This window comes from Corynebacterium sp. 239_CJEI (assembly GCF_001055995.1).
Classification (GTDB): domain Bacteria; phylum Actinomycetota; class Actinomycetes; order Mycobacteriales; family Mycobacteriaceae; genus Corynebacterium; species Corynebacterium jeikeium_D.
Genome location: NZ_JVOW01000026.1, coordinates 50,387 through 65,873 on the forward strand (window position 1 = coordinate 50,387; position 15,487 = coordinate 65,873).

General features: G+C 58.9%; 14 protein-coding genes. 13 read left to right on the forward strand and 1 reads right to left on the reverse strand.

Going from position 1 to position 15,487, the window contains the following annotated elements; translation table 11 throughout:
- Positions 1-34 precede the first annotated feature (34 nt).
- From lysA to thrB, 3 genes are read left to right on the forward strand one after another with little or no spacing between them, the layout of a single operon-like run.
- Complete coding sequence (gene lysA / locus ADB08_RS06970; protein WP_049172040.1) at positions 35-1,453, forward strand: diaminopimelate decarboxylase; 1,419 nt, start codon at positions 35-37, stop codon at positions 1,451-1,453.
- Complete coding sequence (locus ADB08_RS06975) at positions 1,450-2,784, forward strand: homoserine dehydrogenase (protein WP_049172042.1); 1,335 nt, start codon at positions 1,450-1,452, stop codon at positions 2,782-2,784. The genes lysA and ADB08_RS06975 overlap by 4 nt, the downstream gene beginning before the upstream one ends.
- Positions 2,785-3,711: a homoserine kinase gene (gene thrB / locus ADB08_RS06980; protein ID WP_005509404.1), complete on the forward strand. Its 927-nt coding sequence runs from the start codon at positions 2,785-2,787 to the stop codon at positions 3,709-3,711.
- Positions 3,712-3,756: 45 nt separating this feature from the next.
- Here thrB and ADB08_RS06985 read toward each other — a convergent pair whose 3' ends face one another.
- Positions 3,757-5,475, reverse strand: coding sequence for a long-chain fatty-acid--CoA ligase (locus ADB08_RS06985; protein WP_049172045.1), 1,719 nt, complete (start codon positions 5,473-5,475; stop codon positions 3,757-3,759).
- A 515-nt stretch (positions 5,476-5,990) separates the two neighbouring features.
- Here ADB08_RS06985 and rho point away from each other — a divergent pair.
- From rho to ADB08_RS07035, 10 genes are all read left to right on the forward strand, one after another.
- A complete protein-coding gene (gene rho / locus ADB08_RS06990) occupies positions 5,991-7,943 on the forward strand; it encodes a transcription termination factor Rho (protein ID WP_049172046.1) in 1,953 nt (650 codons plus the stop codon).
- Between the two features lie 66 nt (positions 7,944-8,009).
- On the forward strand, positions 8,010-9,083 hold the full coding sequence (prfA, locus tag ADB08_RS06995; protein WP_005509382.1) for a peptide chain release factor 1: 1,074 nt from the start codon (positions 8,010-8,012) through the stop codon (positions 9,081-9,083).
- Positions 9,070-10,014 carry a peptide chain release factor N(5)-glutamine methyltransferase gene (gene prmC, locus ADB08_RS07000; protein ID WP_049172049.1) on the forward strand — a complete coding sequence of 315 codons (945 nt, stop codon included), beginning with the start codon at positions 9,070-9,072 and terminating at the stop codon, positions 10,012-10,014. Before prfA ends, prmC begins: the two co-directional genes overlap by 14 nt.
- Positions 10,015-10,051: 37 nt before the next feature.
- Positions 10,052-10,708 carry an L-threonylcarbamoyladenylate synthase gene (locus tag ADB08_RS07005; RefSeq protein ID WP_005509411.1) on the forward strand — a complete coding sequence of 219 codons (657 nt, stop codon included), beginning with the start codon at positions 10,052-10,054 and terminating at the stop codon, positions 10,706-10,708.
- A gap of 82 nt (positions 10,709-10,790) precedes the next feature.
- Complete coding sequence (locus ADB08_RS07010; protein WP_224783720.1) at positions 10,791-12,023, forward strand: glycosyltransferase family 4 protein; 1,233 nt, start codon at positions 10,791-10,793, stop codon at positions 12,021-12,023.
- Complete coding sequence (locus tag ADB08_RS07015; protein WP_005509564.1) at positions 12,020-12,469, forward strand: hypothetical protein; 450 nt, start codon at positions 12,020-12,022, stop codon at positions 12,467-12,469. Before ADB08_RS07010 ends, ADB08_RS07015 begins: the two co-directional genes overlap by 4 nt.
- Before the next feature lie 390 nt (positions 12,470-12,859).
- Positions 12,860-13,654 carry a F0F1 ATP synthase subunit A gene (gene atpB / locus ADB08_RS07020; protein WP_016422455.1) on the forward strand — a complete coding sequence of 265 codons (795 nt, stop codon included), beginning with the start codon at positions 12,860-12,862 and terminating at the stop codon, positions 13,652-13,654.
- Between the two features lie 141 nt (positions 13,655-13,795).
- On the forward strand, positions 13,796-14,047 hold the full coding sequence (locus ADB08_RS07025) for an ATP synthase F0 subunit C (RefSeq protein ID WP_016422456.1): 252 nt from the start codon (positions 13,796-13,798) through the stop codon (positions 14,045-14,047).
- Between the two features lie 32 nt (positions 14,048-14,079).
- On the forward strand, positions 14,080-14,643 hold the full coding sequence (locus ADB08_RS07030) for a F0F1 ATP synthase subunit B (RefSeq protein ID WP_005509352.1): 564 nt from the start codon (positions 14,080-14,082) through the stop codon (positions 14,641-14,643).
- Between the two features lie 5 nt (positions 14,644-14,648).
- Positions 14,649-15,467, forward strand: coding sequence for a F0F1 ATP synthase subunit delta (locus ADB08_RS07035; RefSeq protein ID WP_048735245.1), 819 nt, complete (start codon positions 14,649-14,651; stop codon positions 15,465-15,467).
- Positions 15,468-15,487 lie beyond the last annotated feature (20 nt).

Consider the following 15,487-nt stretch of genomic DNA (forward strand, 5'->3'; position numbering starts at 1 on the left):
CTCCGCCCGGGTAACGGAGAAAGAGAGCTGTTTCGTGCCTATCGACGGCAATGGTTTCGAACTGGGTGGCTACACTCGACCCGATTCCACCCAATTTAATGAACTACCAGCGCATGTCTGGCCAACTACCGCCCGTCGTCGGGGCGATGACGAAGATAACCCCGGCTCGGTGGAAATTGGCGGCGTGAGCCTGGTCGACATTGCCAAGGAATTTGGCACTCCGGTTTTTGTCGTCGATGAGCAGGACTTCCGCTCCCGCTGCCGCTCGATGGCCAAGGCCTTCCGCGGCGCGGAGAATGTCCACTACGCATCCAAGGCTTTCCTGTCGAAGACCATCGCCCGCTGGGTAATGGAGGAGGGGCTGCATCTCGATGTCGCCTCGGGCAACGAGATGGCTATCGCTCTGGCTGCGGGATTCCCAGCCAAGGACATGACCTTCCACGGCAACAACAAGTCCACCGCTGAGCTGCGTGATGCTATCTCCGCTGGCGTGGGCAAGATTGTGCTTGACTCCCGTTCGGAGCTGCGTCGCCTGTCCCAGGTGGCGGCTGAAGCAGGCGTGGTGCAGGACGTGCTCGTTCGCGTGAAGCCCGGTGTGGAAGCGCACACCCACGAGTTCATTGCTACTGCGCATGAAGATCAGAAGTTCGGCTTTTCCCTCGCGTCCGGTTCGGCGCTGGAAGCTGCCAACCTCGTAGAAGAGGACGACAATCTGCGCCTGGTTGGTCTGCACTGCCACATCGGCTCCCAGATTGTCGATTCCGACGGTTTCATTCTCGCCGCCGAGCGCGTGTTCTCACTGGTGGAAAAGCTGGTCGAACGCCACGGCACTGAAATCTCGGAACACTTCAACACCCTCGACCTCGGTGGCGGTTTCGGAATCGCCTACACCGCAGGCGAGCAGCCCCTCGACGTTGCTCCGCTTGCCGACGAGATCCTCACTGCCGTAGACAAGCTTGCGCAGCGTATCGGCATTGCGACTCCGGCAGTGGCTGTTGAACCAGGTCGTGCCATCGTTGGCCCGTCCATGGTCACGGTGTACGAAGTGGGCACTTTGAAGGATGTGACCATCGATGACGGCATGACCCGTCGTTACGTATCGGTCGATGGCGGCATGAGCGACAATATTCGTCCGGCGCTTTACGGCTCGAACTATGATGGTCGCGTTGTTAATCGCGAGGTGTCCGGTTCCAGGATTCCCACCCGCGTCGTCGGAAAGCACTGTGAATCGGGAGACATTCTGATTAACGATGCGAACTACCCGAACGACATTGTCGAGGGTGATCTGTTCGCGCTCGCTGCTACTGGGGCATACTGTTACGCAATGGCCAGCCGCTACAACATGCTGACGCGACCACCAGTAGTGTCGGTATGCGATGGTCAAGTGACCCAAATATTAAGACGAGAAACCGTACAAGACTTACTAAGCCTGGAGTGTGAAACGCCACGATGACTGCCGCAACGAATAATCCTGGAAAGGGCGAGGGCCACAAAGTTGGTGTCGCTATTTTAGGTCTTGGCACAGTCGGTACTGAGGTTTACCGCCTGCTCAACGAGAAGGCTGAGGACTTCGAGCGCCGCATCGGCGGACCGGTCGAGGTCGTTGGTATTGCTGTGAGCGACAAGACCAAGCCGCGTCCGAATGTGGATCAGGATCTTCTTACCGACGATGCTTTTTCGCTGGTTCAGCGCGATGACGTTGACCTGGTAGTCGAGGTCATCGGCGGCATTGATTACCCACGTCGCGTTGTGCTGGAGGCACTGCGTGCCGGCAAGTCGGTCGTGACCGCCAACAAGGCACTCGTCGCCGCTCACGGCGAGGAGCTCTCTGAGGCTGCCGATTCCTCGGGTGTCGACCTTTTCTTCGAGGCAGCTGTGGCTGCAGCTATCCCGGTCGTCGGGCCGCTGCGCCGTTCGCTGGCCGGTGACACTGTCAATAAGGTCATGGGTATTGTCAACGGCACTACCAACTTCATCCTTGATGCGATGGACTCCACTGGTGCGGACTACGACGAGATGCTGGCAGAGGCCACCCGCCTGGGTTACGCCGAGGCCGACCCGACTGCAGACGTCGAGGGCCACGATGCCGCTTCCAAGGCAGCTATTCTAGCCAGCCTGGCATTCCACACCCGCGTGACTGCTGATGATGTTCACTGCGAGGGTATTACCGAGATCACCGCTGACGACATCGCAGCCGCCAAGAGCGCAGACTGCACCATTAAGCTGCTGGCTACCTGTGAGCGAGTCACGGACGAAAATGGCAAGGAGTCCATTTCCGCCCGCGTGTACCCAGCGCTGATTCCACGTCGTCACCCGCTGGCAACTGTGCGTGAGTCTTTCAACGCTGTCTTCATTGAGGCCGAGGCCGCTGGTCGCCTGATGTTCTACGGCAACGGCGCTGGTGGTAATCCGACCGCCTCCGCAGTGCTCGGTGACCTCGTTGCAGCTGCTCGCAACATTGTCCACGGTGGTCGCGCACCGGGAGATTCCACCTACGCTAACCTGCCGATTCTCGACTTCGGTGACGTTCGCACCCGCTACCACATCGACCTGCACGTCGACGATCGTGTCGGAGTGCTTGCCGATGTCGCTCGCACCTTCTCTGATCACAACATCTCCCTGCGCACCGTCCGCCAGGAAGAGGGCTCCAACGGCGCTCGCCTGGTCATCGTGACCCACAAGGCACTGGAGAAGGATTTGGAAGCAACGGTCGACGAATTGCGCGCCAACGACGCGGTTTTGGCCGTCAACAACGTCATTCGTATCGAAGGAATGGATATCTAAATGGCACAGGAGCTTTTCCCGGGTCAGAAGGTCACCGTCACGGTTGCAGGTTCGTCAGCGAACTTGGGCCCGGGCTTCGACACCCTGGGGTTGGCAGTTGCACTCTATGACATCGTCGAGGTCGAGGTCATCGAGTCCGGTGTCGTCGTTGAAATTCACGGCGAGGGCGAAGTCGACCTGCCGCGCAACGAGTCTAATCTGGTTGTGCGCGCGATTCGCGCGGGCCTTCGCGCCGCAGGAGTCGAGGCACCGGGGCTGAAGGTTATTTGCCACAACACCATTCCGCAGTCGCGCGGTCTAGGCTCTTCCGCAGCCGCCGCCGTTGCTGGTGTCGCTGCCGCTAACGGTCTGGCGGGCTTCCCGCTTACCGACGACCAGGTAATCCAAGAATCCTCGGTATTCGAAGGCCACCCGGATAACGCTGGTGCATCCGTCCTCGGCGGGGCAGTGGTCAGCTGGACCGACAAGCCTGTCGATGGTCGCACCGCGCCCCAGTACCGAGCAGTGAGCATTCCGGTGCATGAGTCCATTCAGGCGACCGCACTCGTACCGGCATTCCACGCCTCCACGAATGCAGTTCGTCAGGTGCTGCCGAGCGATGTTTCGCATGTCGACGCTCGTTTCAATGTCTCTCGTACTGCGGTTATGACCGCAGCGCTGCAGTCCCACCCGGAACTGCTGTGGGAGGGAACGCGAGATCGCCTGCACCAGCCGTACCGCTCCGACGTGCTGCCGGTGACCGCAGAGTGGGTCAACCGCCTGCGCAACCGTGGCTACGCGGCATTCCTCTCGGGTGCTGGTCCGACCTGTATGGTTCTGGGAACTACTGCAGTAGATGAGAAGATCTTGGACGATGCCCGCGAGGCTGGCATCAAGGTCATGGAGCTGGGAATCGGTGAGCCGGTTAAGGTCGTGGTCGACGGCTAAGCCGCAGCTGCGGCCAGGTGCCGGGCCAGTGGCTTAGCCTGCTACCTACTTTTCGCCCGGCCCCTTCAGTTTCACGATGCTGTACTGACCTGCGCTCAAGTGCGAGCGCAGGTCTTTCTTGTCGAACTTGCCCACTGAGGTCTTATCGATTGAGTCCACGAAGGCCCAGTACTCCGGCAGCATCCACTTTGGCAGCTTTGGCCGCAGTTCATCGCGGAGCATTTCAGCGGTCTCCTTGCTCTGTTCAACTTCCGGCATCAGCACCGTAATGGCCAGTGGGCGCTCACCCCACTTTTTATCTGGCATGCCGATAATCGCGCACTCGAGTACCTGTGGGCTTTCCATTACGAAGTTTTCCAGCTGAGCGGAGTAGATCCACTCGCCACCGGAACGAATGACATCGCGAGCACGGTCATGAATAGTCAGGTAGCCGTCGTGAGTAATCGAGCCGACATCGCCAGTGCGGAGCCACCCGTCCTCGGTGAACTGTTCGCTAGCCTCGTCGACCTCCGCACCGCGGAAGAAGTGCGCGGTGCCTCCATCTTGAGCCTCCGGAGAGCTGTAGTAGCCTCCGGTGACCGTGTTGCCGCGCACCTGCAGCTCACCCTGGTTGCGGTCATGCAGGTCGAGCACGCGGTCGTTGTCATCAACAATGCGGAACTGCATGATGTCCGGGAAACGTCCTTGGCTGACACGGTAGCGTTCGCGGGCCTCACCGGAGGCGCCGTACGGAGGTCGTGCCACGGTACCGATAGGCGAAGTCTCGGTCATGCCCCAGAAGTGGATGACATCGACACCGTAGCGCTCTTCCCATAGCCGAATCAATGCAGGTGGGACAGGAGAACCGCCCGAGAAAATCTCCTGCAGACTCATGCGCTTCGGAGGATTGCTGAGGTAGTGTGCCATGAGGTTAATCCACAGCGTCGGCACGCCCTGAGCTACGCGCGGCATTGAGGTTTCGATGATTTCTGCCAGACGCGGTGCGGACAGGTCCGCGCCGGGGAAGATTAGCGACGCCCCGCACATGAAGGAGGCCAGCGGCACGCCCCAGGACAGGACGTGATAAATGGGCACACAGCAAAGCCACGGGTTTCCATGCGAGATGGCAAAGGAGTCAGTGGTGCGCATATTCAGGCTGTGCAAGTACAGCGAACGGTGGCTGTAGACGACACCTTTAGGTGCGCCCTCGGTGCCCGTCGAATAGCACATGGCTGCACCGGAGTTTTCATCGAGCTCAGGCCAGTCGAAGCGGCTGGGGCGTCCGTCGATGAGCGATTCGTAGGAGTACCACGGGATACCATCCGGCAGTTGCTCAGCCACGTCAGACAGATCACCGATACCGATAATGATGACAGCGCGGACGCGCGGGCAGTGCGGAAGAACCTCGGCGAGTAGTTCGATCTCGGTCGGGTCCGCGATGATGACCTGGTCATCGGCGTGATTGATAATGTGCACAATCTGATCCGGCATGAGCTGCTTGTTCAGCGGCTGGAATACCGCGCCCATGGAGGCGACGCCGAGGAAGACCTCGAAGTGTTCGGCGCAGTTGTACATCAGGGTAGCGATGCGCTGATCCCCGTCGATGCCGAGCTCATCGCGAAGTGCATGTGCCAGCGCACTAGCGCGTGCGGCGATGGCGGCAAAAGTGGTGGTCTCGGGGCCGTCACTGTTCCAGGAGGTCACCGGAGTCCGACCGTGAATGGTGCGACCGTATTCCACAATCTGAGCGATATTGAGAGGAATATGAGGCATCGTACTGCGCATGAGCTCTACAGTACCGACTCACAGCCCCGCGACCTAGCGAAACGCAGGTGAGAACTAGTGTTGCTACCTGACTATTTGGTGACTATCCTTGGGCAATAGGTCGTTTTCAATACGCGGCTAGATACGTACTTCTTCATGTACTCCGCATGCCGTTGACCTTCGCAGTTGTTCACACAACGCGATGGCGCAACGTGACATTGAAAACACATAAATCAGTAGTGCGACTACATAGTCTTGCGGTGCTGTGGACCTAAAATTTCCTAACCATCTTCAGCCCGGACGCTCGGGTTTGAGATGCGGAAATAATGTAGGCAAGATGCCTCGGTTTAGTTTCAACGTCGAGGTCTTTTGCCTGGCTTTTTCGATAGTTTCCCGTCAGCTGCGGCTACTTTTCCGCACGTGGTAAAGGTTCGACGACGGAGCACACGCGGTGGCGGGCAGTAAGAGCGAAAAAGTGTCAATGACATAGCCCCCTGTAGAGAGTGACTGCAGGGAAGGTCGATGAAAGGACATCCGTGACCGATACGGACACCACTGCCACGGCAGGCGGCCCAGAGAATCTTGCGGCCCTCCGAATGGCAGAACTGCGTGAAATCGCTTCCAGCAAGGGCATTCGCGGCATCTCCGCCATGCGCAAGCATGAGCTGATTGAGGCCATTAAGAATGGTGCCCCGGCTGCTGGTTCCGCTCCAGCTCGGAAATCTCGCGCGAAGAAGGCTGCGGCTGGGGCTGCGGATACCGGCTCCAAGGCGAAGGATGCCAAGGAATCGCCGTCGGAAAGCGCGGATAAGGGTTCCAGTAAGAGCGCCGACAAGAGCGACAAGGGCAACGACAAGCGAGACGACGCCAACGCGGATGGTCGCGAGGAGATGTCCCGTTCTCAGCAGCGTCGAAATCGTCGTAACCGTGCTCGTCAGCGCGAGCAGGAGAATCAGGACGATCGCAGCAACGATAGCCGCGACGATTCCGATAACGGCAACGACCGCGGTGATCGCAACGACAATCGCAACGATCGTAATGATCGTAATGACCGCGGTGATCGCAACGACCGTAATAACCGCAACGATCGCAACAACCACGATCGAGACAACGACGATGAAGGCCGCGGCAACCGCAACAACCGCCGCGGTCGCAACAACAATCGCAATAACGACCGCAATAACCATGACGATGACGGTCGTGGCAACCGTAACCGCCGCAACCGTCGCAATCGCCGCGACCGTCGCGGACGCGATAACAACGGTGGGGGACACGGCGGTCAGGACGAGATCCGCGAGGATGACGTTCTCCAGCCGGTGGCTGGCATCGTCGATGTGCTAGATAACAAGACCGCATTCGTGCGCACGTCCGGATACCTGCCGGGCTCTAACGATGTGCTGGTGTCCGCGCAAATGGTTCGTAAATACGGTCTGCGCAAGGGCGACGCCGTCACTGGTCAGGTCCGCATGCCGCGTGAGAATGGCTCGGGCCAGGTCACTCATGGCAACGGCCGTAATCGCCGCAAGTACAACCCGCTGGTCAAGGTCGAAACTGTAAACGGCATCGATCCGGAGCAGGCAAAGCAGCGGCCGAACTTCGCTAAGCTCACCCCGCTGTACCCGAACCGTCGCCTGCGCCTGGAGACCGAGCAGAAGATTCTCACCACTCGCGTCATCGACCTGATTATGCCGATTGGTAAGGGTCAGCGTGCGCTCATCGTTTCGCCGCCGAAGGCCGGTAAGACCACGATCCTGCAGAACATTGCGAACGCTATCGCGACGAACAACCCCGAGTGCTACATGATGGTCGTGCTTGTCGACGAGCGCCCGGAGGAAGTCACCGACATGCAGCGCAGTGTCCGTGGCGAGGTTATTGCTTCTACCTTCGACCGCCCGCCGTCAGATCACACGGCAGTGGCCGAGTTGGCTATTGAGCGTGCAAAGCGTCTGGTGGAACAGGGGCAGGACGTCGTCGTACTGCTGGACTCCATTACCCGCCTTGGCCGTGCGTACAACAACTCTTCGCCGGCATCGGGACGAATCCTCTCCGGTGGTGTGGACTCCAACGCTCTGTACCCGCCGAAGCGCTTCTTGGGTGCTGCCCGAAACATCGAAGAAGGCGGCAGCCTCACCATCATCGCCACCGCGATGGTGGAGACCGGTTCCGCAGGCGACACTGTTATCTTCGAGGAGTTCAAGGGCACCGGTAACGCCGAGCTGAAGCTCGACCGTAAAATCTCCGAGCGCCGCGTGTTCCCGGCAGTGGATGTCAACCCGTCGGGTACTCGTAAGGATGAGCTACTGCTCAGCACGGAGGAGGCTCGCATTATGCACAAGCTGCGCCGCATCCTCTCCGCGCTGGAGTCGCAGGCTGCTATTGACCTGTTGATTAAGCAGCTGAAGAAGACCCGGAATAACAAGGAATTCCTGATGCAGGTGGCTTCTTCTGCACCAATGGCCGCCGACGTTGATGTGGACGACATGCTTTAGCTGGGGTTAGCCGCAAACCACAGCACCAACCAGCATTTCACCCATCACAATCTGAAGGAATATTCAATGGCTAATCAGGTTTCCGCAGTTGACGACATCCTCTCCGAATACCACGGGCTCGAGGCGCAGCTGGCTGACCCCGAGCTGCACAACGACCCGAAGGCTGCCCGTAAGGTCGGCAAGCGCTTCAATGAGCTGCAGCCGGTCATTCAGACTCACAAGAAGCTGACTGAGGTCCAGGATGACCTGGAGGCAGCTCGCGAGATGGCATACGAGGACTCCGAGTTCGCAGCTGAGGCTGAGCGTCTCGCTGCCGAGGCAGAGGAACTCGAGGAGAAGCTCGCCGACCTGCTGGCTCCGCGCGATCCGCACGACAGCGATGACATCGTTATGGAGCTCAAGTCCGGTGCCGGCGGTGAGGAGGCTGCGCTCTTCGCAGGTGAGCTCGCTCGCATGTACCAGCGCTATGCAGAAAAGCACGGCTTTACCACCGAGATTCTCGGTCTGTCCGAGTCTGATCTCGGCGGCGTGAAGGACATGACTATGTCCATCCGAGCCAAGACTCCGTCCCGCGACGGTGCGTGGAGCGTGTTCAAGTTTGAAGGTGGCGTCCACCGCGTGCAGCGCGTGCCGGTTACCGAATCTCAGGGCCGTATTCAAACGTCCGCCGCTGGTGTGCTGGTCTACCCGGAGCCCGACGAGGTCGAAGACATCCAGATTGATGAAAAGGATCTGCGTGTCGACGTCTACCGCTCCTCCGGTAAGGGCGGTCAGGGTGTTAACACGACTGACTCCGCCGTTCGCCTGACGCACCTTCCGACTGGTCTCGTTGTTACCTGTCAGAAGGAACGCTCGCAGATTCAGAACAAGGCCCGCGCTATGCAGGTCCTTGCTGCTCGACTGCAGCAGATGAAGGAAGAGGAGATCGCCGAGGCTGCCTCTGACCAGCGTAAGTCTCAGGTGCGCAACATGGATCGCTCCGAGCGCATCCGCACTTACAACTTCCCGGAGAACCGCGTTTCCGATCACCGCATCGGTTACAAGGCTCACAACCTGGACTCGGTGCTGGGCGGCGACATGGATGACCTGCTCAAGGCCCTCCACGACGCGGAGCGCGCTGAGCGTCTTGAAGCCGAGTAGCCCCACGCCCGCAGAAAATAGCTCGCCGACGTTACCGGATTCCGTCCGTACTCTCGGCGAGCTGTTTCGCTATGCGCGTCGCACGCTTGACGACGCGGCGCTGGCTTCTCCGGATGCCGACGCACGGGCGCTATTTGCAGCCGCAGTCGATGCGGGATCGGCAGACATTATCTTCCGCGGAGACGAACCGTACACCGATGAGGACGGTCGCAAGTATCTGGCCGAGATACTGGCCCGCAGAGTGGCTCGTGAGCCACTGCAGCACATCCTCGGTACGGCGCCGATGATGAGCCTGGAACTACAGGTCGGGCCCGGTGTTTTTGTACCCCGGCCGGAGACGGAACTGCTCGCGCAGTGGGCAATCGATCGAGCCCGTGAACTGGTCGCAAGTGGCGTCGTCAAGCCGAAAATCGTTGACTTGTGTACTGGATCCGGTGCGTTGGCGTTGGCGATCGCCGATGCCGTACCCGAAGCGGACGTGGTGGCTGTGGAGCTCTCTGAGCGGGCACGGGCGTGGGCTGCGAAGAATATCGAGACGTACGGCGATGGGCGTGTGCGTCTGATTGCTGGCGATGTCACGGATGTTCAGCTGATTGATGATGGCGCTGAGCTCGCAGAATGGGTAGGCGAGACCGACATTGTTGTGTCCAACCCTCCATATGTGCCCGAAGACACCGAAGTTGACCCCGAAGTGAGAGCTGATCCGCACTCTGCGGTCTTCGGCGGCGACGATGGGCTAGATGTCATTCGACCTATGATGAACCTAGTGGATGCGCTGGTGCGGCCGGGTGGAGTCATCGGCATCGAGCACGATGACTCTTCAGGAGACGATGTCAGTTCACTGCTAAAGGACACCTGGGATTACGCTGATGTAGAGGTCCACCGTGACTTTGCGGGCCGTGACCGTTTTACGGTGGGACGCAAAAATTGATCTTAAAAGCAAACTTTGAAGCAGGAGCACAAATCTGATGAGCAGGATTATGGACTGCAGCACAGATGAAAACCGCGAACGCGCAATTGCAGCAGCAGTAGATGCAGTGAAGGCAGGACGGCTGGTCGTTATGCCTACCGATACCGTCTACGGCCTTGGCTGCGATGCCTTTGATAACCAGGCCGTTGCCTCCTTGCTGCGTGCCAAGCACCGCGGCCCGGATATGCCGGTACCGGTGCTCGTGGGTTCCTGGAACACGATTGAGGGGCTCGTCCGCGAATACTCGCCAGCTGCTCGCACGCTGGTGGAGGCTTTCTGGCCGGGCGGACTGTCGCTGGTTGTGAACCAGGCGCCGAGCTTGCCGTGGAACCTTGGTGATACCGCGGGTACGGTCATGCTGCGCATGCCGCTGCACCCAATTGCTATCGAGATTCTGCGCCGCACCGGTCCGATGGCCGTGTCCAGTGCGAACATCTCCGGCCAGGCACCGGCCACCAATGCCGTGCGTGCCAAGCAGATGTTGGGTGGGGAAGCGGCTGTCTACGTCGACGGCGGCGAAGCCACGATTGGCACCCCATCGACGATTGTCGATATCTCGACTCCAGTGCCGCGGATTCTGCGCGAAGGCGCTGTGTCAGCAGCGGCGGTTGCCGAGGTTTTGAGTACTACGCCCGAGCGACTGCTGGGGCAGTAGTCTTGTCTACCTAAGGCTTTTCCTGTTTAGTATCTGCAGCGATTGTGTGGGTGAGTAGTACCTAGTGGCGGACATGAGCTTATTGGCAGCCCAGTCGGGTGGGGCAGGTGTGCCCATCCGCGAGCTCGCCATGCTCGTTTTAGTTTCCGCTGCTGTCAGTTATTTGCTCACTGGAGTGGTGCGTTATGTGCTGGTCCGCTCGGGCTGGTTGGATGCGCCCCGCACGCGCGATGTCCACGATATTCCGAAGCCCAGGCTCGGAGGCGTGGCGATGTACTCCGGGGTGGTCGCAGCTATCGCCCTTGCCTCGGTGATGCCGGCTCTCAACCGTGGTTTTCCGCCCATGACTCCAGATATGAGGGCAGTTGTGGCGGCCGCGTCGCTCTTGCTAATCGTCGGTATTTGGGATGACCTCTTTGACTTAGATGCCCTCACGAAGTTGGTGGGGCAGGTCGCGGCGGCACTTTTGATGTCATTTATGGGCGTCAATTGGTATCTGCTCTATATCCCGTTCAGTGGCGGCGCCACGCTCATTCTCGATCCAATCATGTCCACAGTCTTGACTGTCCTATTTACTGTGGCATTGATTAACGCCTTCAACTTTGTTGACGGCATCGATGGTCTCGCAGCTGGACTCGGCATGATCGCCGCAGCTGCAATCCTTGTCTATTCGATGGTCATGCTTCACGACCAAGGCGGAACCGTGTCTGCCTATCCACCCGCGATGATTTCCGCGTGCCTCCTCGGCGCTTGCCTGGGCTTCTTGCCGCACAACTTCGAGCCCGCACGCATTTTCATGGGCGATTCCGGTGCCATGATGATCGGCTTGCTGCTCGCAGCGGCATCGGTGTCGGCGTCGGGACGCATCGCGCCCTCCATGTACGGCACCGCTGACGTCATCGCTCTAATCTCGCCGGTTGTGGTCGTCATCGCAGCAATTAGCGTGCCAATGCTCGACTTGCTGCTTGCTGTCGTTCGCCGCGTCAGCCAGGGCAAGTCACCCTTCTCACCCGACAAAATGCATATTCACCACCGCCTCCTGTCGATGGGACACAGTCATCGCCGCGTGGTGCTAGTGCTTTACCTATGGGTGTCGGTCGTCGCGTACGCCGCCGTTGCCACCACCATTTTCCCCTTTGAATTTGTCGCTCTCACCTTCGGGATCCTGCTTATCATCGCGGTTGTCTTCACCCTCCGCCGTCGCAATGCGCTTGCCGACGACCGTTCAACGGGAGCGCGTCCCAGAAGTGGAAGTGGGGTCCGGCAGGTTATAAGACGTCGACGTGGACGCAGAAGGTACAATCTTCGACCGTGACTGAAAAAACAACTCCGGAGCCCGAGTCTAAATACGACGATTCGCGGCGACCGCTGCTGGCTGCTGCTCGCTCGGGCGCAATCGCGCTCGCTGTGATTACCGTGCTTTCGCTGCTGGTCTGGGGTGGCAAAAACGGTATGCCCGGTGTCTGGGGCGTACTCCTTGGTGCGGGCATTAGCGGAAGCTTCGTATTGCTTACCGTTCTAGGCATCCTCTTTACTGCTCGAACTTCGCCGTCCGTCACGCTTGCCGTTGTACTGGGTGGCTGGTTGTTGAAGATTGTCGTATTGATCGGTGTCCTGGTTGTTATTAGAAATCTTGAGTTTTATGACAACATGACTTTCTTCGTCACTGTTGTACTCACGCTGATGGTGACGCTGGGTGCAGAAGTGTGGGGAATGTCGCAATCTAACCTCACTTATGTGCAACCAATGAAGGACGAATAGCTCGTTAATAACTTGTTGACCTGCTGAGAGGCTGCAATGCGCCTCTAAAACCGCAGGTAATAAGCATATTGTCCAGTTTGTGCAGAAGATGCCACAAATAGAGGCCGAAACCCACAGCGGGGGTCGGCCTCTTTGTTGGTTTCGGGGTCGGAAACGCGGGGGTGTACCGGGTGGGGAAAATGAGTCAGAACTGTTATCCTGAGTTTCGGGTAAGACGGCCTGTAGCGAAATAACTATCATTTCCACAGGTACGGTCCCCGTGAGCGCCGTGCTGATGAGCGAATGGAATCCGCGGCGCGACACGTTAAATGACGTCCTTCGCACCGCTTGACAATAGTTCTAGCGGCCCAATCACGGGAGAGAACGCTGAGCGTTACAACACTTGCCGAGATGCGGGGTGAGTTTCACTCACCCAACTTGCAGGAGGAGTATTTCCCGGGTGAACAATTTGGCGACTTCATTTTAGGTGGCAGTGGCGACTGGTACGCCATGGACCGCCTGATGATTGTTCGTCTTTTGATGGCCGTGATCGTCGCCGTGTTCTTCGTCGTCGCAATGCGTCGTCCGAAGCTCGTGCCGACTGGTCTGCAGAACGTTGCGGAGTTGATGCTGGACTTCGTCCGCATCCACATCGCGGAGGAGATTCTGGGTAAGAAGGAGGGGCGTCGTTTCCTTCCGGTTCTGGCCACCATCTTCTTCCTTGTTATCTCGATGAATATTGCGGCTATTATTCCTGGCCTCAATATTTCGCCGAACGCCCGAATCGGTATGCCACTGGTTCTGGCCCTGTTCGCATACGTTGCCTTCATTTACGCGGGCTCGAAGAAGATGGGCTTCTTCAAGTTTGTGAAGTCGGCAGTCGTTATTCCGAACTTGCCACCGGTACTCCACCTCATCGTGGTGCCGATCGAGATTTTCTCCAACTTCGTTCTCCGCCCAGTTACGCTGACCATCCGTCTGATGGCCAACATGCTGGCGGGCCACATGGTTCTAGTCCTGCTTTTCGGTGCCACGAACTTCTTCTTCTGGCAGCTGAATGGTTGGACCGCCCTGTCCGGGTTGACCCTTGTCGCTGCGGTAGCATTCACGCTGTTCGAGATGCTGGTGATTTTCCTGCAGGCATACATCTTTGCCCTGCTGAGCGCCGTCTACATCGAACTGTCGCTGCACGCAGACGAGCACTAACCCATAACTAATGAGGCCGCAACTTCGGCAACAAGGCCTCGCAAATTTAATAGCAAGACCCACTTGACCCACAAAAGCCCCGGGCCTACTTAGAACAATCTTTAATCCGGGGCCATCCTTTAAGAAAGGGAACGGTTCATAATGAACGACGTCATCCTCTCCGCCCAGGACGCTGTCCAGGCTGTCGACACCAACGCTGGCCTGAAGACCATCGGTTACGGTCTGTCCACCCTGGGCCCGGGCCTCGGTATCGGTATCGTCGCCGGCAAGACCGTTGAGGGTATGGCACGCCAGCCTGAGATGGCCGGCCAGCTGCGTACCACCATGTTCCTGGGTATCGCCTTCACTGAGGCTCTCGCCCTGATCGGCCTGGTCGCAGGCTTCGTTTTCTAAGTCCGGACCTTCAAGCGGAGAACACGTAAACCATGACAGATTTCACCTTTTTGCTAGCGGCGGGTGACCTCCCGATGGGAGAGTCCATTAACCCGCTGCTGCCAAAGACCTATGACATCGTCTGGTCCGTTGTCCCGCTGGTAGTTATCCTGGTTCTCTTCTGGAAGCTCGTTCTTCCGAAGTTCCAGGAGGTCCTGACCGAGCGGGAGGACCGGATTGAGGGCGGCATTGAACGCGCTGAAGCTGCACAGGCTGAAGCCAAGGCCGCTCTGGAAAAGTACAACAGTCAGCTCGCAGAGGCCCGTACTGAAGCAGCAAAGATTCGCGACGAAGCCCGTGCACAGGGTCAGCGCATCATTGCAGACGCTACGACCAAGGCTAATGACGAGAGCGCACGAATCATCGAGTCCGGTGAGAAGCAGCTCGCTGCCCAGCGTGAGCAGGTAGTCGCAGAGCTGCGTAAGGAAATGGGCCAGAACTCCATCAATCTCGCTGAGCGCCTTCTGGGCGAGCAGCTTTCCGACGACGTTCGTAACTCGTCGACGATTGACAACTTCTTGTCCAACCTTGACACCGTGGCCCCGGCCGGAAAGTAGGCGACATGCACGCAGCAAGCCGCGAATCCCTGGCAGCCCTTAGCCAGCGACTGGACGCCGCTATCGGTGGCGACAATGTCGCTGTTGCTCAGGCTGCTCAGACTGGTTCCGAGCTTTTCGACATCGTCGAGGTCCTGGACTCCGACCGCGGCCTGCGTGTCGCTGTCGCCGACACCTCGGCGACTGCGGAACAGCGTTCCGGCCTTGTCCGGAGCCTGTTCGCGGGCAAGGTATCTGAGACGACTCTTAACCTCGTCGTGGATGCTGCCGCGCAGGTATGGTCCACCCCGCGTGAAATGCGTGAGGGTTTGGTAGAGCTGGGCCGTCGAGCCCTCCTTCGCTCTGCCGAAGGCCAGGGACAGCTTGAGACTGTTGAGTCTGAGCTGTTCCAACTGGGACACATCCTGGCTGAGCAGTCGCAGCTTGAACAGCTGCTGGCCGACAAGGCCGCAACCCCCGAAGCCAAGCGTGGGCTCCTCGCCTCTGTGCTGTACGGCAAGGTCACTTCCGTGACCGAAACCCTGGCACTGCAGGCTGTTGGCCGCCCATCCAAGCGCCCCGCGGACGACATTGACTCCCTGTCCCGGCTAGCCGCCGGCCTGCGGAACCACGTCGTCGCTCGCGTGACCAGTGCCACGGCCGTCTCTGACGAGCAAGAGCGAGCACTGGCGGACAAGCTCGGCCGAGTCTACGGCAAGGCGATGTCCATCCACACCGTGATCGACAAGTCGATTCTCGGTGGACTGGTCATCCGGGTTGGCGACGAGGTCATCGACGGTAGCCTTTCAACAAAGCTTGAGAAGCTGCGCGTCGGCCTCGGCTGACGGATGGTTTAGACGATTAA